The sequence below is a fragment of the Fundidesulfovibrio magnetotacticus genome (assembly GCF_013019105.1).
Classification (GTDB): domain Bacteria; phylum Desulfobacterota; class Desulfovibrionia; order Desulfovibrionales; family Desulfovibrionaceae; genus Fundidesulfovibrio; species Fundidesulfovibrio magnetotacticus.
In genome coordinates this window covers 162539-181818 of sequence record NZ_BLTE01000008.1, presented here as the reverse complement: position 1 = coordinate 181818, position 19280 = coordinate 162539, and the positions used below count along the sequence as shown (strand labels likewise).

The window sequence follows — 19280 nt, the reverse complement described above, 5'->3', positions numbered from 1 at the left end:
GCGTGCCGGCTGGCTGGCGAAGCCGGCGGGGAGCCGTCAAAAGACACGGGCGCCCCTCTCGCGGGCACGGCCCTAGCGGGGCGGGTTCGCCGCGTGCTCCAGCATGATGCGGCGCACCTCGCGGATGGCCAGGGGGTGTTCGTGCGCCCCGTGTCCGGACTTTACGATCAATTCCGACCGCGCCCCGTCCAGGTGGGAGCTCCAGTAGGGCACCACGCCGTCCGTGCCGCCCGCCACGCCGGCCTTGGCCTCGTTGCCGATGATGGAGTGGAAGGGCACGGCCACGGGCGTGTCGGCCATGATCTTGAGCATGGGGTTCTTGGGCGAGAGGCTGTCGATGCCCGTGGGCAGGCCATCCAGGTGGAGCTTGTGGCCCAGGCCCGAGAGGGTGGCCAGCAGGGTGGCGCTGGCCCGGGCCAGGGTGAAGGGCAGGGTGACCAGGGCCTTGCCGATGGCCCCGATGGTGCCCAGGGCCATCTCGGAGCCACGGTGCGGGGAGCTGATGAACACGGCCTCGCTCACGAAGGGCAGGGGGCGGAAGAAGAAGATCTTTTCCACGAGGTCGCGCACGTCCTGGGCGGCCTTCAGCTGGGAGGGAGGCAGGGTGGTCAGGGCGTTCCAGAGCCTGTCGCCCGGGTCCTGGACCATGGCTTTGGCCAGCAGGCCGCCCATGCTGTGGCCAACGATGAGCATGTTGCTGAAGGCCGGGCTGTCGCCCTGTGGGTCGCAGATCAAACGGGCGCTCTCCAGGGACTGTCGCAGCAGGCTGGCCGAGTAGAGCACGGGGTTGCCGGTGGGGTAGGAGAAGTACCAGAACTGGTAGCGCCTGCGCAGCTCCGGGTCGCCCATGAGGCCGTTGAGCATGGGGATCCAGGTCAGGGGCGAGCTGATGAGCCCGTGCACGAAGACCACGGGGATTTTGTCCTTCTCGTAGGGCTGGAGCATGTAGAGCCCCTGCACTCCCTGGAGCGCGGCGGGGTCCATGAGGCCCTTGATGCCCTGGGGCGACGGGGCGTGGGCGGCCATCCAGGCCAGGGGCGTGGTGGTGTCGGTCTCCAGGGGCACGGTGTAGCCGTTCACGCGGGTGGAGTCGGTGCGCATGGGGTCGTGCACTTCCAGGGTGCAGGCGCGCACGCGCTGGCCGTCGGCGTCGGTGGCGTGGCCGGTGTCCACGCGCAGGAAGAGCGTGGCGGCCAGCACCTGGCGGATGCGCGGCAGGAAGCGCCGGGCGGGGTCGCTGTCGGGCTTGCCGGAGGGGTCGCGCTCCAGGATGAGGGGCACGCCAAGGCCCGGGACGGAGTAGGTCACGTCCAAGCCGGTGACCTCGTAGGAGAAGGAGAGCAGAATCTGGGAGAACTCATCCGGGGCGAAGGGCAGGTCCACCACGCGGCTGCGCAGCTCCAGTGCGCCTGAGGCCATGGGCAGGCGGTCGCCCGGGGAGAAGCGCAGCTCGCGGGTGCGGGCGTAGAGCACGTAGCGCGACAGGGAGCGGTTGTGGAACTCGGCGGCCAGGCGCGCGTTGGGGCGCAGCGTGCCCTCCGGGGGGGCCACCTTGGGGTCGAACAGGAAGAGGTAGGCGTAGACGGCGCAGGAAAGGTCGTAGGCGGCGGCGCGGTCGGGCTCGGCGGCCAGGCGTTTGGCCTGGAGGTGGGAGAGCTCCACCAGGGCGAAGAGCGTGCCGATGCCCGGATCGGCGTGGAACTTGTCGTCCAGGCGTTGGATGAGGCCTTCGGGGTCGTCGCGCCACTGGGCGTCCAGGTCGCGCTGCTTGAGGAAGGCAATGGTCAGCGCGCTGGGTTCGGAGGAGTTGATGGCCGTGCGGTCCAGGGCGTTGAAGCGCCGTTCCAGGGGCACGGGTTTCACCGCGACCCCCGCGCAGCCCGACAGGAGGCAGAGCGCGGCCAGGAGCGAGAGTGCGAAAACGAGGGCGGCCGCCCGGACGGGGCATCCTTGGGTGGTGTGTCGCATGGCGTATCCTGCGCAATGGTGTTGGGCAGGGTAGCTAAAGGGAATCGGGGCCGAGGGCAACCGTTTCGGTCAGGGGGGAAGGGCCGCCGTCGGGCTGATTCCGACGGATTCGCCTTGACTCTCCGGGCGATGTAACGGAATTGTCATGCAATCGTCTTCAGATCGTCATGAAGGCCCGGAGTCCGTCAACCCTCCAGCCAAGGAGTCCGCGTCCATGAAGAGAACCCTCACGTCCCTCGCCACGTCCCTCGCCCTGCTCCTTTCCCTGGCCGGGACCGCCCCGGCCGCCGAGAAGCTCATCGTCTACACGTCCATGAAGGAGTCGCTCATCGGCCAGATCAAGGACGCCTTCGCCAAGAAGCACCCCGAGGTGGCCCTGGACTACCAGTCCGCCGGGGCGGGCAAGCTCATGGCCAAGATCGCCGCCGAACGCGAGTCCGGCAAGATCCTGGCCGACGTGCTCTGGACCTCCGAAGTGCCCGATTTCTACCAGCTCAAGGCCGAGGGGATGCTCCTGCCCTACGTTTCGCCCCTGGCCAAGGAGATCCTCAATCCCTTCACCGATTTCGACGGCTCCTTCACCCCCGCGCGCCTTGGCACCCTGGGCGTGGCCTACAACACCCGCCTGATCAAGGAGGCCCCAGCCACCTGGCAGGACCTCCTGGACGTCCGCTTCAAGGGAACCTACGGCATCGCCAACCCCGCCCTCTCCGGCACCTCCTACATGAGCGTGGCCGCCCTGGTGACCCAGTTCGGCTGGGAGTACATCGGGAAGCTCAAGGCCAACGGGGCCAAGATGGGCAAGGGCTCCGGGCAGGTGGTGGACGACACCGCCTCCGGCGACCTCTCCGCCAGCCTGGCCGTGGACTACATCACCAACGACAAGATCGAGAAAGGAGCCACCATCGCCCTGGTCTATCCGCCCGAGATGCTCGTGATCCCGAGCCCGGTGGCCATCTTCAAGAACACCCCCAACGCCGACGCCGCCAAGAAGTTCGTGGACTTCCTGCTCTCCAAGGAGGGCCAGACCATCATCGCGGGCGAGGGCACCCTGCCCGTGCGCGCGGACGTGCCCGTGGACCCCAAGTTCAAGCTCCCCGCCGCCTCCGACGCCGTGAAGCGGGCCATCAAGCTCGACTACCTCAAGATGATCGCGGAGAAGGAAGCCACCATCAAGAAGTTCACCGACATCATGCAGGGCAAGTAGTCGGCGGGTTCGAAACCGGTCAAACGTCCGGCCGGGCCGCCCGGCCGGACTCCAAGGCGGCGCGCATGGGCAAGGTGTCTTTGGAGGGGGTGTCGAAGGGCTACGGGGGCCGCCCCGTGCTGGAAGGGCTGAACCTGGAGGTGGAGCGCGGCGAGTGCTTCACGCTGCTTGGCCCCTCGGGCTGCGGCAAGACGGTGCTGCTGCGCCTGGTGGCCGGGTTCGAGGCCCCGGACGCGGGGCGCGTGCTCCTGGACGGCGAGCCCATCAGCGACCCCGCCGCCGGCGTGGACGTGCCCCCGGACCGGCGCGGTCTGGGCGTGGTCTTCCAGGACTACGCCGTGTGGCCCCACATGACCGTGGAGGCCAACGTAGCCTACCCCCTCAAGCTGGCCAAAACCCCGCCTGCCGCCCTGCGCGAGCGCGTGGCCGAGGTGATCGGCCACGTGAACCTCACCGGCCTGGAGGACCGCCTTCCCTCCCAGCTCTCGGGCGGCCAGCAGCAGCGCGTGGCCCTGGCCCGCGCCCTGGCCCCCCGGCCCTCCATGCTGCTTTTGGACGAGCCCCTGTGCAACCTCGACGCCCACCTGCGCGAGGAGATGCGCTTCGAGATCAAGGAGCTCCAACGCAACCTGGGCATCACCGTGCTCTACGTCACCCACGACCAGGAGATCGCCCTGGCCATCTCCGATCGCCTGGCCGTCATGGACGCCTCGGGGCGCATCCGCCAGGCGGGCTCGCCCGAGGCGGTCTACGAGAACCCGGCCGACAGCTATGTCTTCCGCTTCCTGGGCATGGCCAACTTCCTGCCCGTGGCCCTGGAGGACGGGGCGTGGCGCGTGAACGGCCGGGGTCCGGCCGTGCCCTTCGAGCCGCCCGCCGACGGCCTCCGGGAACGCACGGCGGGCTTCAGGCCCACGGACGCGGAGCTCTCGCGCCGCGGCGAGGGCCTGGAGGCCACCGTGAAGCGCGCCAGCTTCCTGGGCGCGCAGACCGACTACCTGCTGGACATCGACGGCGTGGGCGCGCGCGTCCAGACGCCCACCCACACTGCCCTGGAGCGCGACATCCTCTTCACCGAGGGCGAGCGCTGCAGGGTGAATCTTCGCGGCCTGCACTGGTTCGGCCCCGAGGCCCGGGAGGAGGTGCGCTAGATGCCGGCCCGCCAACGTTCCATCGGCACGGCTGAGGTGATCCTGGGGCTCTCGGTGGCCATCCTCGTGGTGGTGGTGGCCGTGCCGGTGCTGCTCATCTTCTTCAACGCCTTCTGGGTGAACGGCGCGTTCAACCTGACGGACGTGGCCAAGATCCTGGGCGAGCCCGACACCTACCGGGCGCTGCTCAACTCCCTCGTCATCGCCTGCGGCGTCACGGTGATGAGCACGGCCGTGGGCACGTTCTTCGCGTGGCTGGTCACGCGCACGGACCTGCCCTTCAAGGGGACCATGAAGGTGCTCTTCCTGGTGCCCTTCATGCTTCCCTCGTTCATCGGGGCCCTGGCCTGGAAGATGCTCCTCTCGCCGCGCTCGGGCTACATCAACCGCTTCCTCATGGACGTGTTGGGGCTGCCCGGCCCCATTTTCGACATCTACTCCTACGCGGGCATCATGGCCGTGGAGACCATGTACCTCTTCCCCTTCGTCTTCATCCAGGTCTGCGGGGCGCTGGAGCGCATGGACCCCACCCTGGAGGAGGCCGCGCGCATCTCCGGGGCCGACCTCTTCACCATCACGCGCAAGATCACCCTGCCCCTGGTGATGCCCAGCATTCTTTCGGGGGCGCTGCTCATCATGCTCTATTCCATGGCGCACTTCGGAACCGTGGCGGTGCTGGGCGTTGAGACGGGCATCTTCAACATCCCAACGCTCATCTACGAACGTATCCACCAGAGCGCGGGGAGCTTCAAGTCCATCCGCACGGGCACGGTGCTGGCCACGGTGCTGGTGTTCACGGCGGCGTTCATCATGTGGCTGCAGAGCAAGGTGCTCTCCAGGGGGCGCTACCAGATCATCGCGGGCAAGAGCTTCCGGCCCATGGAGCTCAAGCTGCGCGGACTTCGCCTGCCGCTGCTGTTCTTCTGCTTCGCCTACATCGCCTTCACCATCGTGCTGCCCACGGCGACCATCTTCCTGGTGGGGGGGCTCAAGACCTACGGCCTGCCCTTCACCTGGGAGAACATGACCTGGAAGAACTACACCTACATCCTCTTCGACTGGAAGCTCACCCGCGACGCCATCTTCAACAGCGCCACCCTGGGCCTGGCCGCCGCGTGCATCACCATGTTCGCGGGTGTGATGATCTCCTACGTCATCGTGAAGATGAAGGTGCGCGGCAAGGGCTTCCTGGAGTTCCTGGGCATGCTGCCCTTCTCGGTGCCCGGCTCCGTTATCGCCCTGGGGGTGATCCTGGCCTGGAGCGGCAAGTACGGGGTGAACATCTACAACACCGTGTGGATCATCCTGGTGGCCTACATCGCGCGCTACATGGCCTTCTCGCTCAAGGCCAACGGGGCGGCCCTGGAGCAGGTGCACGACTCCCTGGTGGAGGCCGCCCGCGCCTGCGGGGCCACCACCTGGCAGGCCCTGCGCGACGTGGTGCTCCCGCTGGTGCGGCCGGGCATGCTGGCGGCGTTCTTCCTGATCTTCCTGCCCGCCCTGCGCGAACTCACCGTGTCGGTGATGCTCTACGGCCCCTCCACGCGCACCATCGGGGTGGCCATATACACCCTGAACGAGGACGGCGAGACGGTCTATTCCGCCGCCCTGGCGGGCATCGCCCTGTTGCTGATCATCACCGGCCAGACCCTCATCCGGCGCTTCACGCGCCAGGCCTAGGGCAGGGAGGGAACATGTCTCGCGTGGAACTTCGCGGCGTCACCAGACGCTTCGGCAAGGTGACGGCCGTGGATGCGCTCGAACTGGACATCGCCGCCGGGGAGTGCTTCTCCCTGCTCGGCCCCTCGGGCTGCGGCAAGACCACCACCCTGCGCATGGTGGCGGGCTTCGAGGACCTGGACGAGGGAGAGATCGTGGTGGGCGGCAGGACGTTCTCCTCCAAGGCCGCCAACACCTACCTCCCCCCCGAGAAGCGCGGCTTCGGCATGGTGTTCCAGGCCTTCGCCGTGTGGCCGCACCTCTCCGTGCGGGAGAACGTGGCCTTCCCCCTGCGCCTGCGCAGGCTCCCCGACGCCGAGATCGACAGGCGCACCCTTGAGGCCCTGGCCCACACGGGCCTGCTGGACGCGGCCGCAGGCAGCCCCGACGACCTTTCCGGCGGCGGCAAGCAGCGCGTGGCCCTGGCCCGCGCCCTGGCCATCAACCCCGGGGTGATGCTCCTGGACGAACCCCTCTCCAGCCTGGACCCCCACCTGCGGGAGGAGATGCGCTTCGAGATCAAGGACCTTCAGCGCATCTACGGTTTCACCATCCTCTACGTCACCCACGACCAGTCCGAGGCCATGGCCCTCTCGGACCGCATCCTGGTGATGCGCGCGGGCGTGGCAGAGCAGGTGGGCACGCCGCTGGAGGTCTACACCGCCCCGGCCAGCCGTTTCGTTTTCGGGTTCATCGGGCTCTCCAACTTCCTGGAGGTGGAGCTCTCCGGGGGGGCGGCCCGCGCCGGGGGCGAGGCCTTCCGGCCTGACGCCGGGCCTCCCGCAGAGCTTTCGGCGGCGGGACGCGCCGTGCTGGCCAGCCGACCCTCGGAAATCGCTTTCGTGGACGAGGGAGGTCTGCCCGCGCGGGTGGTCCGGCGCACCTTCCTGGGCGAGAGCGTGGACTACGGGCTGCGCCTCCCCGGCGGCCAGGAGTTGCGCGTGCAGGCGCAGCGCGGCGCGCCCGGCCCCCGCGAGGGCGAGGCCTGCCGCGTGGCGTTCCGGCGTCCGGCCTGGTACCCCGCGCAGGGCTAGCAGCCTGTTGAAGAATCCTCGCTGGCTGCGTTGCAGGGAAAAAGCCAAACCCTCACGTATGAGAAATATGCTTCGGGCTTGGCTGTTTCCCTGCGCCTTGCCAGCGAGTTTTTTGAACAGGCTGCAAGAATCGATTATTTCAACGGGCTGCTAGGGGCGGGCGTCAGACAAGCTTCGAGAGCGCCCAGATGTAGGCGGCCGAGGCCGCCAGCTGGCAGAGCGTGACGGGCACGCCGTAGCGCATGAACCCTGCGAAGCTCACGGGTCGTCCCCGCGCGGCGCACACGCCCGCGCACACCAGGTTGGAAGAGGCCCCGATGATCGTGGCGTTGCCCCCGAGCGTGCCCCCGAACATCATGGCCACGAACACGGGCAGCGAGGCGTCGGGCCAGTCGGCAAAGCCCAGGCCCAGGGCCTCCTCGGGCACCATGTTCAGAAGCACCAGATAGCCCTTCACCGTGAGCACGGCCGCCGCCACCACCGGGATGTTGGCCAGAAACGCCGAGATCAGGCCCACGGCCCCCAGCAGGGCGAATCCGGCCAGGAGCACGTTGTCGGAGAAACCCGCGTGCATGGTCCGGGAGAGTCCGCTCAGCACGCCGGTCTTGGTGAACACCTGCACGTAGCACATCATGCAGAAGATGAAGAGGAGCGTCTTCCAGTCGATGTCCGGGAACACGGCGTCCACGCTTTCCACCCGCGAGGCGTGGATGGCCAGGAGCGCCAGGGACGCGCCCACGATGGCCGCCGCCGGGGGGATCACTGGGTTGGGCAGGAACTCCCCCGCCAGGAAGAGCCCCACCATGACGCCCAGGGACGCCAAGGCGAAGGCGCAGAAGCCTTTGTTTTCGATGGGCTTGGGGGTCAGACCCGCCGGGAGCGTGCGCCTGGCCTTCCACACTGTCGGGAAGAGCGCCGGCATGAGCGGAACGAGCACCGCGATGGCCAGCACGCCGCCAAGGCTCACGCGGTGCAGATAGTCCAGGAAGCTCAGGCCCATGGCCTGGCCTGCCAGGAAGGTGGCCGGGTCTCCCACCAGGGTGAGCAGACCCGCCGCGTTGGAGAGGATGGCCGTGAGGATGAGCGGCCCCACGAAGTCCAGCTCCAGGGCCTCGCAGACGCGGATGATCACCGGGGCCAGGAGGATCACCGTGGTGGCGTTGGGCAGGATGGCGCAGACCAGGCTCACCAGCGCCGCAAGCAGCAGCAGGAAACGCCTGCCGCTGCCCCGGGTCATCACCAGGAAGCGCACGCCCAGGTTCTCGAACACGCCCGTGGGCGCGAGCACCCGGGCCACCACCATGCCCCCGAAGAGCAGCGAGAGGGAGCCGTCGGAGGCCCCGACGGTGTTCATCACGTCCTTGTGGTCCACGGCTCCGGCCAGCGTGAGCAGGCACAGCCCCAGGAGCGCCGCCAGGGCCATGTCCAGGAGGTTGAAGGCGATGGCCAGGATCACCGCGCCGAACACGGCGCAGATGAGGAGGGTCTGCAATTCGGACATGGGCGTGTTCCCTTGTGCGGGCGTCTAGAACGGCGGGGCCCAGAGCAGGCCGCCGTCCTTCCAGAGCCGGTTGTACTTTCGGGCCAGCTTGAGAGGGCTGCCCTGGCCCAGGTTGCGCTCGAACACCTCGCCGTAGTTGCCCACGGCCGTGAGCACGCGCACGGCCCAGCCGGGCTCGAGCCCCAGCTGCCTGCCAAGGGCCTCGGCGTCTTCCATGAAGAGGCGCTGGGGAACGCTCCACGCTTGGGATTGGGCGGCGTTGGCCTGGGTGAGCCCCAGCTCCTCGCCCGTGACGAGCGCGGCGTGCACGGCGCGCAGGATCAGCGTCCACTGGCCGTCGTCCTGGCGGGTGACGGCGCAGAGGATCTCCTTGGAATGGATCTCGGGCAGGATGGCCCAGGCTTCGGGGCCGCCGGGCGCGTCGACGCGCTCTCCCGCCAGCACGACGGCGTCGCCCGTGAAGCCGCGGCACTCGCCGGAGAAGAGCGCCTGGCAGGCCTGGCTGGGGCTTTCGTAGAACACGGGCTCGAAGCGCACGCCGGTGCGTTCGGTCACGTCGTCCAGGTTTCCCGAGTGGGTGGAGCCGCGCACCACGGCCACTTTCGCGCCGTCCAGGGCCTTGAGCCCGGCGTGCGCATCCCGGGCGGAGAGCATGAAGGCCTGGCCAGTGTAGACGAGCGGCCCCACGAATTCCGCCTGGAAGGCCGCCTCGCGCCCCAGGGTCCAGGAAGTGTTGCGCGCGAGCAGGTCCACCTCCCGGGCCATGAGGGCCGTGAAGCGCGCCCGGGAGACCAGGGGCAGGTAGCGGACCTTGGCCGGGTCGCCCAGGGCAGCGGCGGCCACGGCGCGGCAGAAGTCGGCGTCCAGGCCGCGCCAGGAGCCGTCCGGGGCCTGGGTGGCGAAGCCGGGGATGGAGTCGCCCACGCCGCAGCGCAGCACGCCCGTCTTGCGCGCCCCCGCGAGGGTCTCGGAGAGCTTGCGCGCCGCGCCGGGGGCGTCGGCCGCCGGGCAGGGCGGCGCCGCCAGGAGCAGGACCGTCAGGATCGCGAACGCCGGAACCGCGAAGCGCGCGAGCGTCATGGCAGAGCCTCCGTGAAGCGCAGGATCATCGTTTCTTTCATGGCATCCCCTGCACGTCTTGGCAACGGGGAGCGGCACGATGGCGGCGGAACCGCCGGGTGCGGCCCTGGGCCTCGTTGACTTCGACCGGCTTTTGGGCAAGCCTCGGCAGGCGTCGATTGAACCCCTTCCGCGAGGCCCGCGCACGCCATGCTCACCAAGATCGCCCTGCTCAGCATCGCCGGAGCCCTGGGCACCCTGGCCCGCTACTGGCTTTCGGGGGCCGTCTATGCCGTGGCCGGTCGGGATTTCCCCTGGGGCACGTGGGCTGTGAACCTGCTGGGGTGCCTGCTCTTCGGCCTGGTGTGGACCCTGGCCGAGGAGCGGGGCGTCTTTTCTGGCCAGGCCCGGGTGATGATCCTCACGGGCTTCATGGGGGCCTTCACCACCTTCTCCACCCTGGTGTTCGAGAGCGCGCAGCTGGCGCGCGACGGCCAGTGGCTGGCCATGGGCCTGAACCTTGCCGGGCAGAATCTTTTGGGCTTCGCGGCCTTCGCCCTGGGCGTGGCGGCGGCGAGAATCCTTCTTCCGGGAGCGCTGTGATGCATCAGCAGGTGGCGGCGCGCGTCCTGCGCGTCTATCTGAGCGAGTCGGCCAAGAGCGGTTCCGGGCCTCTCTACGAGCGCCTTGTCAAGGAGGCCAACGCCCGGGGCATGGCCGGTGCCACGGTGCTGCGCGGGGCCATGGGCTTCGGCGCGGGAAGCCTGGTTCACTCGGCGCGCGTCCTGCGCCTGGCCGAGGACCTGCCCGTGGTGGTGGAGATCGTGGACACCCCGGCGCGCATGGAGGCCTTCCTGCCCGTGGTGGACGAGCTGGTGGAGGAGGGCCTGGTGCTCCTGGAGGACGCCCGGGCCGTGTTCCACATGCCCCTGCGCGTGCGCGACGTGATGAGCTCAGACGTGGCCTGCGTGCCCCCGGACACCCCGGTTTCGCGGGTGATGGAACTGCTGCTGGAGCGCGGGGTCAAGGCCGTGCCGGTGGTGGAGGAGGGGCGCGTGGCGGGCATCGTCACGGGCGGAGACCTGCTGGCCCGGGCGGGCATGGCCTTGCGCCTGGACGTACGCGCCTGCCTGCCCGCCGATCAACCCGGCGTTTGCGGCCTGGAGGATTCCTCCCTGACGGCCCGAGAGGTGATGAGCGCCCCGGCCGAGGTGCTGGACGTGCGCGCCTCGGTGAAGGAAGCCGTGGCGCGCATGGCGGCCAAGGGGCTCAAGCGTCTGCCGGTGGTGGACGCCGGGGGCAGGCTCGCGGGCATCGTGAGCCGGGCCGACGTGCTGGCCGCCGTGGGCCGGGCCAGCGCCGTGAGCACGGCCCTGCCCGCCCTGCCGCCGGGCGTGGCGGCCACGGCGGCCGAGGCCATGGTGCGCGATGTCCCCACGGCCTCGCCGGAGACCCCCCTGGCCCAGGGACTGGAGCTCATGCTCTCCACGCCCCTGCGCCGCGTGGTGGTGCTGGACCACGACCGCCGCGTGCTGGGGATGCTCCTGGACCGCGAGATGGTGGAGCGCTTCGCCCGGGCCGGTCATCCCGGGCTGCTGGCGCGGCTGGCTGAAGCCCTTTCGGGCCGAAGCGCGCCCGCGCGCGACGCCCTGGAGGGCACGGTGGGCCAGGCCATGACACGCGAGGTGTTCACCGTGGCCCCGGACGCCCCCCTGGACGAGGTGGTGCGCCTGCTGGTGGAGCGCGGCGTGAAACGCCTGGTGGTGGCCGGTCGCGACGGCGAGTTCCTGGGCATGGTGGACCGCGACCAGGTGCTCAGGCGTCTGGCCTGTTCAGGCGGCGCGGCCCCCGTGGCCGGTCCGTCCGGGCTCTCCTCGGAGCGCTGAGGCGCGCCGCCCCTCGGGCATCACCTCCTGGCGCGCTGGCGCAGCGGCGTCCGGGGCGTTGCCTCCCAGGCGGCCCGTTCAGCCCTCATGCCGTGGGCTTTGTCGTCCTTCCCGAGGTGTCGTCCCGTCACGCGGGTCATGAAACGGACCCGCCCGGCGGGCTTGGGGCCGTGCCGGGCGGGGGGGCGCGCCGCCGGGATCTCGGCGCGCGGCGTTTCCACGATGACCGCCCTCGGGGGTCGGCGGCCACTGGGGGGGCGGGCCTGCTAGGGTTCCCTGAAGCCGTACTTGGCCAGCACGGCCTGGGCCTCGGGGGAGAGCAGGAAGGCGATGAACTTCCCGGCCTCGTCCTTCTTGGCCGAGGCGGCGATCACGGCCACAGGGTAGGTCACTGGATCGTGGTTCTTCATCTCGGCCACGATGGCCACCTTGTCCCCTGCGATGAGGGCGTCGGTCTTGTAGACGAAGCCCGCCTGCACCTCGCCCCGGCTCACGTAATCCAGCACCTGGCGCACGCTCTCGCCCAGCACGAATTTGGGCTGCAGGGCCTCGAAGAGCTTGTCGGCGGTTAGCGACTGGCGGGTGTAGTTGCCCGCGGGCACGGACTCGGGGCTGCCGATGGCGATGCGCTCCACGGCCTTGGCGGTGAGGTCCTTGGGGGTCTTGAATTCGGGCTTGGGCGTGGCCGGGGCGATCATCACCAGGGTGTTGGCCGCGAAGTCTTTGCGGGTTCCCTGGGCGAGCAGGTTCTTGGCGGCGGCCTGGTCCATGGTCTTCTGGTCGGCCGAGGCGAACACGTCCACGGGGGCTCCGGCCTCGATCTGCTTGAGCAGCGGCCCGGAGGCCGCGAAGTTGAAGGCCACGGTGGCCCCGGGAGAAGCCTTCTCGAAGAGGGGCTTCAGTTCCTGGAAGGCGTTGGTCAGGCTCGCGGCGGCCGACACGGTGATCTCCCCGGCCAGGGCGGCCAGGGGCAGGGAGAGGGTCAGGGCCAGGGCCAGCAGGGCCTTGAGGGCGGTGCGGTGAAACATCATGGCTGCGGTCTCCTGTGAGGTCTGGTTGACGACAGCTTCACAGATAGTTCCTCCGGAGCGCTCCGCCAAGGGTCGCACGGTTTTTCGGGAAAGCGTGACGCATCGGAAAAGAGAAAGGACCGCCCCCGTGGGGACGGCCCTTCAAAATTCGTGGGAGCGGCCCGCTACATGGCCATGCGCACGGCCGAGGCGGCCAGGCGCACCAGGGTCTCGGGTGCCAGGCCCAGGGCGATCATCAGCACCACCAGGCAGATTCCGGCCAGACGCGTGCCCGAGTCCACGGCGATGGGTCCGGCGCCTTCGGCCGGAGCCACGGTGTAGATGCGGCGCACCACCTGGAGGTAGTACCAGATGGCCAGGGCCGTGTTCACGGCGGCCATGGCCACCAGCACGCCGTGCCCTGCCTTGTAGGCCGTGGCCAGCAGCATGAACTTGCCCATGAAGCCCGCGAAGGGCGGGATGCCCGCCAGGGCGAACATGCTGGCCGCGAGCACGAAGGCCAGGATGGGCGAGCGCTTGTGCAGGCCCGAGAGGTCGTCCACGGTGAGGTTGCCCCCGTCCGGGGAGACGGCGCACAGGCCCAGGAAGGCCGCCAGCATCATGAACACGTAGGCCGTGGCGTAGTAGAGCGCCGAGGCGAAGCCCCAGGCGTCCAGGGCCACCACGCCCAAGAGCAGGTAGCCCGCGTGGGCGATGCCCGAGAAGCCCAGCATGCGCTTCACGTCCTTCTGGGCCAGGGCCGTGAGGTTGCCGTAGAACATGGAGGCCACCGAGAGCCCCGTGAGCGCCGCCTGCACGTGGCCAGCAGCGAGGCCCTCGGGAGGCGCGGCCATGGCGGCCAGGCGCAGGAGCACGGCCACGGCCGCCACCTTGGGCAGCGAGGCCACGAAGGCCGCCGTGTCGTTGGAGGCGCCCTGGTACACGTCCGGGGCCCAGAAGTGGAAGGGGAACACCGCCAGCTTGAAGAGCAGTCCCGCCAGCAGGGCCAGCAGGGCCGCCGCGCCGATGGGCGTGCCCGCCAGGGCGCGCATGGCCGGCACGGCCTGATCCAGGTAGGTGGTCCCCGTGAGGCCGAAGACGTAGCTCATGCCGAAGAGCATGATCCCCGAGGCCGCCACGCCGAAGAGGATGTACTTGACCGAGGCTTCCATCTGGGCGCGCAGCCCCTCGCCCCGGCGCAGGGGCACGAGAAGGTAGAGCGAGTACGACGACAGCTCCAGGGCGATGAAGAGCGTGAGCAGCTCCACCGAGCTGACCAGCAGCGTGAGCCCCAGAAGGCTCGTGAGCAGGAAGAGGTAGTACTCCGGTCGCACCTCGCCGGGCACGCCCTTGAGGTCCGCGCCGAACAGCAGGATGAGCACGAAGCCCGAGGCCATGGCGCACTTCACCATCTGGGAGAAGAGGTCCACGCGGTAGGCCCCGGCGAAGAGGCTCCCCTCCAGGGGCAATGACCAGAAGCACGCGGCCGCGAAGAGGGCCGCAACCACCAGGGCGCAGAGCCTGGGGACCCTGGCGGACGGCCCTGTCAGCGTGAGGACGAAGGCGGCCAGGCAGCCTGCGCAGAGGACGAGTTCCGGGAAGAAGAGCTGTGCGTTCATGCGTGGGCCTTGCTGTGCTGTCGGTTCATGGGGCGCTTCAGCGGGTGAAGAGGTCGGCCAGGGCCAGGGCGTTGGGGGCCTGGTAGCCGGTCTGGGCCAGCAGGTGGCCGATGCTCGGGCGCATCACGCGCAGGAAGGGTTCGGGTGCGAGCCCGATCCAGAAGACGAAGGCCAGGAGCGGGGCCAGGGTAAGGGTCTCCCGCCATCCCAGATCGGAGAGCTTGGACTGGTCGGGGTTGTCCGTGCCGCCCCAGATCACGCGCTGGAGCAGGCGCAGCATGTAGGCGGCGGCCAGGATGGCCCCGGGCACGGCGGCCACGGCGGCCCATGCGTTGTTGAAGAAGGCCCCGGCCAGGATGAGGAATTCGCCCACGAAGCTGTTTGTGCCCGGGAAGGCCAGCGAGGAGAGCGAGAAGAAGGCCAGGTACGTGACGTAGATGGGCATGAAGCGCCCCAGGCCCGCGGAAGCGTTGAGGTCGCGGGTGTGGGTGCGCTCGTAGAGCATGCCCACGCAGAGGAAGAGCGCGCCGGTGGTGACGCCGTGGTTGATCATCTGGAGCATGGCCCCTTCCAGGCCGCGCTCGTTGAGGGCGAAGATGCCCAGGGTGACGAAGCCCATGTGGCCCACGCTGGAGTAGGCGATGAGCTTCTTCATGTCCTGCTGGGCCAGGGCCGTGAACCCGCCGTAGAGGATGCCCGCCACCGAGAGCCACTGGAGGTAGGGCAGCAGTTCCACAACGGCGTCGGGGGTGATGGGCAGGCAGAACCGCACGAAGCCGTAGGTGCCCATCTTGAGCAGCACCGATGCCAGGATCACCGAACCCGCCGTGGGCGCTTCCACGTGGGCGGCCGGGAGCCACGTGTGGAAGGGGAACATGGGCACCTTGATGGCGAAGGCCAGGAAGAAGGCCAGGAAGACCATCACCTGGAAGCCCAGGGAGTACTGCTGGCCCATGAGCGCGGGGATGGAGAAGGTGCCCTGGCTCACGTAGAGGGCCACGATGGCCACCAGCAGGAGCACCGAACCCGCCAGGGTGTAGAGGAAGAACTTCATGGAGGCGTAGGTCTTGCGCGGGCCGCCCCACACGGCGATGAGCAGGTACATGGGGATGAGCATGGCCTCCCAGAACACGTAGAAGAGCACCAGGTCCAGGGCCAGGAACACGCCCAGCATGGAGGTTTCCATCACCAGCAGGCAGATCATGAACTCGGGCACGCGCTTCTCGATGTAGCGCCAGGAGCCCAGCACGCACAGGGGCATGATCAGGGTGGTCATCATCACCAGGAGCAGGGAGATGCCGTCCACGCCCAGGGTGTAATGGATGTTGAAGGATTCGATCCACGGCCTGTGCTCGCCGAACTGGTAGAGGGCGCTCGTGGCGTCGAACCCGGAGAACAGGGGCAGCGAGAGGGCCGCCACCGCCAGGGTGACGAAAAGCGCCCACCACCTGGCCAGGTTGTCGCCGGGCAGAAGCGGCGTCACCAGGGCCCCGGCCAGGGGCAGGAAGACGAGGATCGAAAGCAGGGGGAAGCCCTGCGCGTTCATGCTCAGAAAGTCCATACCCGGCATCCTCCTTGGATCCTCAGGCCGCGGCCAGGAGCGCCAGCGCCAGGGCCACCAGGGCCAGCATGGCGATGATGTTCAGCTGGAGCCTGCCGCTCTGGAACGTGCGCAGGGCCTCGCCGTATTCCCGCACGGTGCGGGCGATGCCGTCCACCACGCCGTCGATGGCGTGCCAGTCGAACCAGGACCAGTAGCGCGCCGTCTTCATGAGCGGCACGACGCCCTGGCGGTCCCAGGCCTCGCTCACGGCGTCGTCTGCGGTCTGCACGGGCTTGCGGGCGAACCAGTAGAAGGCGCGTCCGCCCATGCGGTAGAACCAGTCCAGGTCCAGGCTGATCTTGGGTTCGGGGGTGAGCTTCTTGAGCAGCAGGAAGAAGCCCAGGGCCGTGAACAGCAGGATCTGCAGCGTCTCCGAGAGGTGGTAGGCCGTGTAGGGCTCGTAGGCCTGGGCCACCTGGGGGAAGGGCAGCATCTTGTAGAGGTAGGGCGTGTAGCAGCCGATGAAGATGCACAGGATGGAGGCCAGGATCATGCCCACCTGCATGTTCATGGGCGGGTCGCTGGCGCGCTTCCAGGTCTCTTCGGAGCAGTTGTTCTTGCCGAACCAGATGAAGTACGGAACCTTCAGGCCCGTGTGCAGGAACGTGCCCGCCGAGGCCAGGGTGAGCAGGAAGGCCGCCCAGTAGTTGTGCACCTCGAACCCCGCGGCCACGATCATGGCCTTGGAGACGAAGCCGCTGAAGAGTGGGAAGGCCGAGATGGAGAGGCCCCCGATGAGCGTGTACACGAACGTGCGCGGCATCCGCTTGTAGAGCCCGCCCAGTTCGGTGAACTTGCTCTTGCCGGTCATGTGCAGCACGGCCCCGCAGCCCATGAAGAGCAGGCCCTTGTAGAGGATGTGCGCGAAGGCGTGCGCGCAGGCCCCGTTGATGGCCAGTTCCGTGCCGATGCCCACGCCCGCCACCATGTACCCCACCTGGCTGATGATGTGGTAGGCCAGAAGGCGTCTCGAATCGTTCTCCAGCACCGCGTAGACCACGCCGTAGAGGGCCATGCACACGCCCAGGGGCACCAGGATCTCCATGCCCGCGAAGCCCCTGGCCAGGGCGTAGACCGCCGTCTTGGTGGTGAAGGCGCACATGAACACCGAGCCGGTCACGGTGGCCTCGCCGTAGGCGTCCGGCAGCCAGGCGTGCAGGGGCGGCACGGCGGCGTTGAGGATGAAGCCAGCCAGGATCAGCCAGGTGTAGAGCTGGGGCGAGGCAACCCCGATGGGGCCGAAGGAGATGTCGCCGCCGGTGGCCTGGTAGCGCAGCACCAGCCCCGCCAGGAGGAGCAGCCCGCCCGCCGTGTGCACCAGCAGGTAGCGGTAGCCCGAGGCCAGGCTCTCCTTGCGCCCCCGGAACCACACCAGGAACACCGAGGAGAAGGCCATGATCTCCCAGAAGAGGAAAAGCACCAGGTAGTCGCCGCAGAAGATCACGCCCAGGGACCCCGCCACGTAGGTCCAGGCCGCCGAGTGCTGGGCGGGCTCCTCCACGTGCAGGCCGTAGATGGTGCCGATCACGCACATGAGCGTCATGATGTAGGCGAAGACCATGGAGAGGGCGTCCACGCGGCCGAAGGTGAGCGTCCAGTCCAGAAAACGCGTCACGCCGTGCACCCCGAAGTTGCCCTGCATGGAGAGCACGTCGGCGAAGGCCAGCACGGGCACGGCCACCAGGAAGGGCTTGCGCAGCGCCTTGGGGAGCATCGGCAGGATGACGGCCCCGACCAGGAGGATCAGCGAGGGGTGGATCCAGAGATCAGTCATCGTAGTAGTCCTCGCGGGTCATGATGCCCAGGTGGCCGTACCACTTGGAGACCACGATGATGAGCACGCAGGCCACGAAGCCGAACACGGCCCAGAAGCCCGGGATGCGCTCCATGAAGGTGTGGGCGTGCTCCTTGGAGACGAAGAGGGCGTCCCAGAGCACCAGGAGGGCCAGCAAGGCCAGGCAGGCGCGGATGGTGGTCCCCAGCCTGTCGCGGAAGAAGTCGATGAATCTGACGATCATCCTGTCACCGCCTTCACGAAGAGCATGAGTGAGTCGGGGAAGATGCCGATGTAGACCGAGATGGCCGCCGCGATGAGGATGGGGGCCACCATGGCCAGGGGGGCCTCGCGGATGCCCGCGTAGACCTCGCCCTCGGGGCGTTTGCCGAAGAAGGCCTTGTAGGTGACCGGCGCGAAGTAGGCCACGTTCAGAAGCGTGCTGGCCAGGAGCACCACCAGGATGCCCAGGGAGTGGGCGGGCATCTCCATGGCCCCCACCAGGAGCTTCCACTTGGTGACGAAGCCCGCCACCGGCGGCGCGCCGATCATGGAGAGCGAGGCCACGGCGAAGGCACCAAAGGTGAAAGGCATGGTGCGACCGAGGCCGCCCATCTGGGAGATGTATTTCTTGTGGGTGGCCACGTAGATGGCGCCCGCGCAGAAGAAGAGCGTGATCTTGGAGAAGGCGTGGTTGGCGATGTGCACGATGCCTCCCTGGATGCCGTCCACGGTGAGCAGGGCCACGCCAAGGATGATGTAGGAGAGCTGGCTCACGGTGGAGTAGGCCAGCCGCGCCTTGAGGTTGTCCTTTGTGAGGGCGATGATGGAGGCCGCCAGGATGGTGAAGGAGACGAAGTAGGCGGTGGGCCAGCCCACGTCCAGAAGCTTCATGAGGTCGGTGCCGAAGGTGAAGAGCATCACGCGCACGGTGCAGAACACGCCCACCTTGACCACGGCCACGGCGTGCAGCAGGGCCGAGACGGGGGTGGGGGCCACCATGGCGCCGGGCAGCCAGTTGTGGAAGGGCATGACGCCGTTCTTGGCGAAGCCCAGGATGCAGCAGGCGTAGAGGATGGTGGCCAGCACCCCGTGCACGCCGTGGGGCAGCATGCCCGAGTGGATGTCGTGGGCGAAGTCCAGCGTGCCGGTGAGCACGTAGATGGCGATCATGGCCGGAAGGATGAGCCCCTTGGCCGTGGTGGTCAGGTAGACGATGTACTTGCGCGCGCCGGTGTAGCTCTCCTCGTCCTGGTGGTGGGCGACAAGGGGGTAGGTGCACACGCTCACGATTTCGTAGAAGAGGTAGAGCGTGAAGAGGTTGTCGGCGAAGGCCACGCCCATGGCCCCGAAGAGCGCCAGGGCGAAGCAGGTGTTGAAACGCGTCTGGGCGTGCTCCTTCAAGCCCCTCATGTATCCGGCCGAGTAGAACACGGCGATGATCCAGAGGAAGGAGGCCACCAGGGCGAACACCATGGAGAAGGCGTCGGCCCGGAAGCTCACGGAGACGCCGGGCAGGATGGCGAAGAGGGTCTGGTGCAGGGTGACGCCCCGGCCCACGGGCGCGGGGGCCACGTCCGGGACCATGGAGACGATGACGGCGAACATCACCAGCGAGGCCAGGCAGGACCAGCCCTCGCGCACGTCGGGCCTGCGCCCGGAGACCATCACGAGCATGGCCCCCGTCAGGGCGGCCAGGATGGCGTAAAGGGGCCGGGCGGATTCGACGATTTCCATGGACATCCCTCC

15 protein-coding genes are annotated in these 19280 nt (G+C 68.6%); 6 read left to right on the top strand and 9 right to left on the bottom strand.

Annotation, left to right across the window (positions count from 1 at the left end; genetic code table 11):
• Positions 1 to 72: 72 nt before the first annotated feature.
• The gene (locus NNJEOMEG_RS10255) at positions 73 to 1968 is read right to left on the bottom strand and encodes a lipase family alpha/beta hydrolase (protein ID WP_173084066.1); all 1896 of its coding nucleotides are present in this window, start codon (positions 1966 to 1968) and stop codon (positions 73 to 75) included.
• A gap of 214 nt (positions 1969 to 2182) precedes the next feature.
• Between NNJEOMEG_RS10255 and NNJEOMEG_RS10250 the strand changes: the two genes are divergently transcribed.
• The 4 genes from NNJEOMEG_RS10250 to NNJEOMEG_RS10235 all read left to right on the top strand — a co-directional run bounded on the left by NNJEOMEG_RS10250 (position 2183) and on the right by NNJEOMEG_RS10235 (position 7079).
• The gene (locus tag NNJEOMEG_RS10250) at positions 2183 to 3175 is read left to right on the top strand and encodes an ABC transporter substrate-binding protein (protein WP_173084064.1); all 993 of its coding nucleotides are present in this window, start codon (positions 2183 to 2185) and stop codon (positions 3173 to 3175) included.
• A 65-nt stretch (positions 3176 to 3240) separates the two neighbouring features.
• Positions 3241 to 4326, top strand: a complete 1086-nt coding sequence (locus NNJEOMEG_RS10245) for an ABC transporter ATP-binding protein (protein WP_173084062.1) — start codon at positions 3241 to 3243, stop codon at positions 4324 to 4326.
• Positions 4327 to 6006, top strand: coding sequence for an ABC transporter permease (locus NNJEOMEG_RS10240; protein ID WP_173084060.1), 1680 nt, complete (start codon positions 4327 to 4329; stop codon positions 6004 to 6006).
• 14 nt (positions 6007 to 6020) lie between these two features.
• Positions 6021 to 7079 carry an ABC transporter ATP-binding protein gene (locus tag NNJEOMEG_RS10235; RefSeq protein WP_173084058.1) on the top strand — a complete coding sequence of 353 codons (1059 nt, stop codon included), beginning with the start codon at positions 6021 to 6023 and terminating at the stop codon, positions 7077 to 7079.
• A 163-nt stretch (positions 7080 to 7242) separates the two neighbouring features.
• Here NNJEOMEG_RS10235 and NNJEOMEG_RS10230 read toward each other — a convergent pair whose 3' ends face one another.
• Positions 7243 to 8580, bottom strand: coding sequence for an ArsB/NhaD family transporter (locus tag NNJEOMEG_RS10230; protein WP_173084057.1), 1338 nt, complete (start codon positions 8578 to 8580; stop codon positions 7243 to 7245).
• 24 nt (positions 8581 to 8604) lie between these two features.
• Positions 8605 to 9660 carry a transporter substrate-binding domain-containing protein gene (locus NNJEOMEG_RS10225; protein ID WP_173084055.1) on the bottom strand — a complete coding sequence of 352 codons (1056 nt, stop codon included), beginning with the start codon at positions 9658 to 9660 and terminating at the stop codon, positions 8605 to 8607.
• Between the two features lie 189 nt (positions 9661 to 9849).
• Here NNJEOMEG_RS10225 and crcB point away from each other — a divergent pair, with 189 nt between their 5' ends.
• Together crcB and NNJEOMEG_RS10215 are read left to right on the top strand one after the other, a co-directional pair.
• Positions 9850 to 10242 carry a fluoride efflux transporter CrcB gene (crcB, locus tag NNJEOMEG_RS10220; RefSeq protein WP_173084053.1) on the top strand — a complete coding sequence of 131 codons (393 nt, stop codon included), beginning with the start codon at positions 9850 to 9852 and terminating at the stop codon, positions 10240 to 10242.
• On the top strand, positions 10242 to 11525 hold the full coding sequence (locus NNJEOMEG_RS10215; protein ID WP_173084051.1) for a DUF190 domain-containing protein: 1284 nt from the start codon (positions 10242 to 10244) through the stop codon (positions 11523 to 11525). Before crcB ends, NNJEOMEG_RS10215 begins: the two co-directional genes overlap by 1 nt.
• A 266-nt stretch (positions 11526 to 11791) precedes the next feature.
• Here NNJEOMEG_RS10215 and modA read toward each other — a convergent pair whose 3' ends face one another.
• From modA to NNJEOMEG_RS10185, 6 genes are all read right to left on the bottom strand, one after another.
• Complete coding sequence (gene modA / locus NNJEOMEG_RS10210) at positions 11792 to 12556, bottom strand: molybdate ABC transporter substrate-binding protein (protein WP_235956924.1); 765 nt, start codon at positions 12554 to 12556, stop codon at positions 11792 to 11794.
• Positions 12557 to 12720: 164 nt separating this feature from the next.
• The gene (locus tag NNJEOMEG_RS10205; protein WP_173084049.1) at positions 12721 to 14154 is read right to left on the bottom strand and encodes an NADH-quinone oxidoreductase subunit N; all 1434 of its coding nucleotides are present in this window, start codon (positions 14152 to 14154) and stop codon (positions 12721 to 12723) included.
• A 37-nt stretch (positions 14155 to 14191) separates the two neighbouring features.
• Positions 14192 to 15715 carry an NADH-quinone oxidoreductase subunit M gene (locus NNJEOMEG_RS10200; RefSeq protein WP_173084048.1) on the bottom strand — a complete coding sequence of 508 codons (1524 nt, stop codon included), beginning with the start codon at positions 15713 to 15715 and terminating at the stop codon, positions 14192 to 14194.
• A gap of 22 nt (positions 15716 to 15737) precedes the next feature.
• Positions 15738 to 17531, bottom strand: coding sequence for a Na(+)/H(+) antiporter subunit D (locus NNJEOMEG_RS10195; RefSeq protein WP_173084046.1), 1794 nt, complete (start codon positions 17529 to 17531; stop codon positions 15738 to 15740).
• Positions 17524 to 17775: a hypothetical protein gene (locus NNJEOMEG_RS10190; protein WP_173084044.1), complete on the bottom strand. Its 252-nt coding sequence runs from the start codon at positions 17773 to 17775 to the stop codon at positions 17524 to 17526. Before NNJEOMEG_RS10190 ends, NNJEOMEG_RS10195 begins: the two co-directional genes overlap by 8 nt.
• Positions 17772 to 19268, bottom strand: coding sequence for a monovalent cation/H+ antiporter subunit D family protein (locus NNJEOMEG_RS10185; RefSeq protein ID WP_173084042.1), 1497 nt, complete (start codon positions 19266 to 19268; stop codon positions 17772 to 17774). Before NNJEOMEG_RS10185 ends, NNJEOMEG_RS10190 begins: the two co-directional genes overlap by 4 nt.
• Positions 19269 to 19280: the final 12 nt, after the last annotated feature.

Bases quoted from the DNA above. Each gene is read 5' to 3' on its own strand.
- NNJEOMEG_RS10185 (WP_173084042.1), bottom strand. From the start codon at position 19,268: ATGGAAATCGTCGAATCCGCCCGGCCCCTTTACGCCATCCTGGCCGCC.
- NNJEOMEG_RS10250 (WP_173084064.1), top strand. From the start codon at position 2,183: ATGAAGAGAACCCTCACGTCCCTCGCCACGTCCCTCGCCCTGCTCCTT.
- NNJEOMEG_RS10245 (WP_173084062.1), top strand. From the start codon at position 3,241: ATGGGCAAGGTGTCTTTGGAGGGGGTGTCGAAGGGCTACGGGGGCCGC.
- NNJEOMEG_RS10255 (WP_173084066.1), bottom strand. From the start codon at position 1,968: ATGCGACACACCACCCAAGGATGCCCCGTCCGGGCGGCCGCCCTCGTT.
- NNJEOMEG_RS10225 (WP_173084055.1), bottom strand. From the start codon at position 9,660: ATGACGCTCGCGCGCTTCGCGGTTCCGGCGTTCGCGATCCTGACGGTC.
- NNJEOMEG_RS10200 (WP_173084048.1), bottom strand. From the start codon at position 15,715: ATGGACTTTCTGAGCATGAACGCGCAGGGCTTCCCCCTGCTTTCGATC.
- NNJEOMEG_RS10195 (WP_173084046.1), bottom strand. From the start codon at position 17,531: ATGACTGATCTCTGGATCCACCCCTCGCTGATCCTCCTGGTCGGGGCC.
- NNJEOMEG_RS10235 (WP_173084058.1), top strand. From the start codon at position 6,021: ATGTCTCGCGTGGAACTTCGCGGCGTCACCAGACGCTTCGGCAAGGTG.
- NNJEOMEG_RS10190 (WP_173084044.1), bottom strand. From the start codon at position 17,775: ATGATCGTCAGATTCATCGACTTCTTCCGCGACAGGCTGGGGACCACC.
- NNJEOMEG_RS10205 (WP_173084049.1), bottom strand. From the start codon at position 14,154: ATGAACGCACAGCTCTTCTTCCCGGAACTCGTCCTCTGCGCAGGCTGC.
- NNJEOMEG_RS10215 (WP_173084051.1), top strand. From the start codon at position 10,242: ATGCATCAGCAGGTGGCGGCGCGCGTCCTGCGCGTCTATCTGAGCGAG.
- modA (WP_235956924.1), bottom strand. From the start codon at position 12,556: ATGATGTTTCACCGCACCGCCCTCAAGGCCCTGCTGGCCCTGGCCCTG.
- NNJEOMEG_RS10240 (WP_173084060.1), top strand. From the start codon at position 4,327: ATGCCGGCCCGCCAACGTTCCATCGGCACGGCTGAGGTGATCCTGGGG.
- crcB (WP_173084053.1), top strand. From the start codon at position 9,850: ATGCTCACCAAGATCGCCCTGCTCAGCATCGCCGGAGCCCTGGGCACC.
- NNJEOMEG_RS10230 (WP_173084057.1), bottom strand. From the start codon at position 8,580: ATGTCCGAATTGCAGACCCTCCTCATCTGCGCCGTGTTCGGCGCGGTG.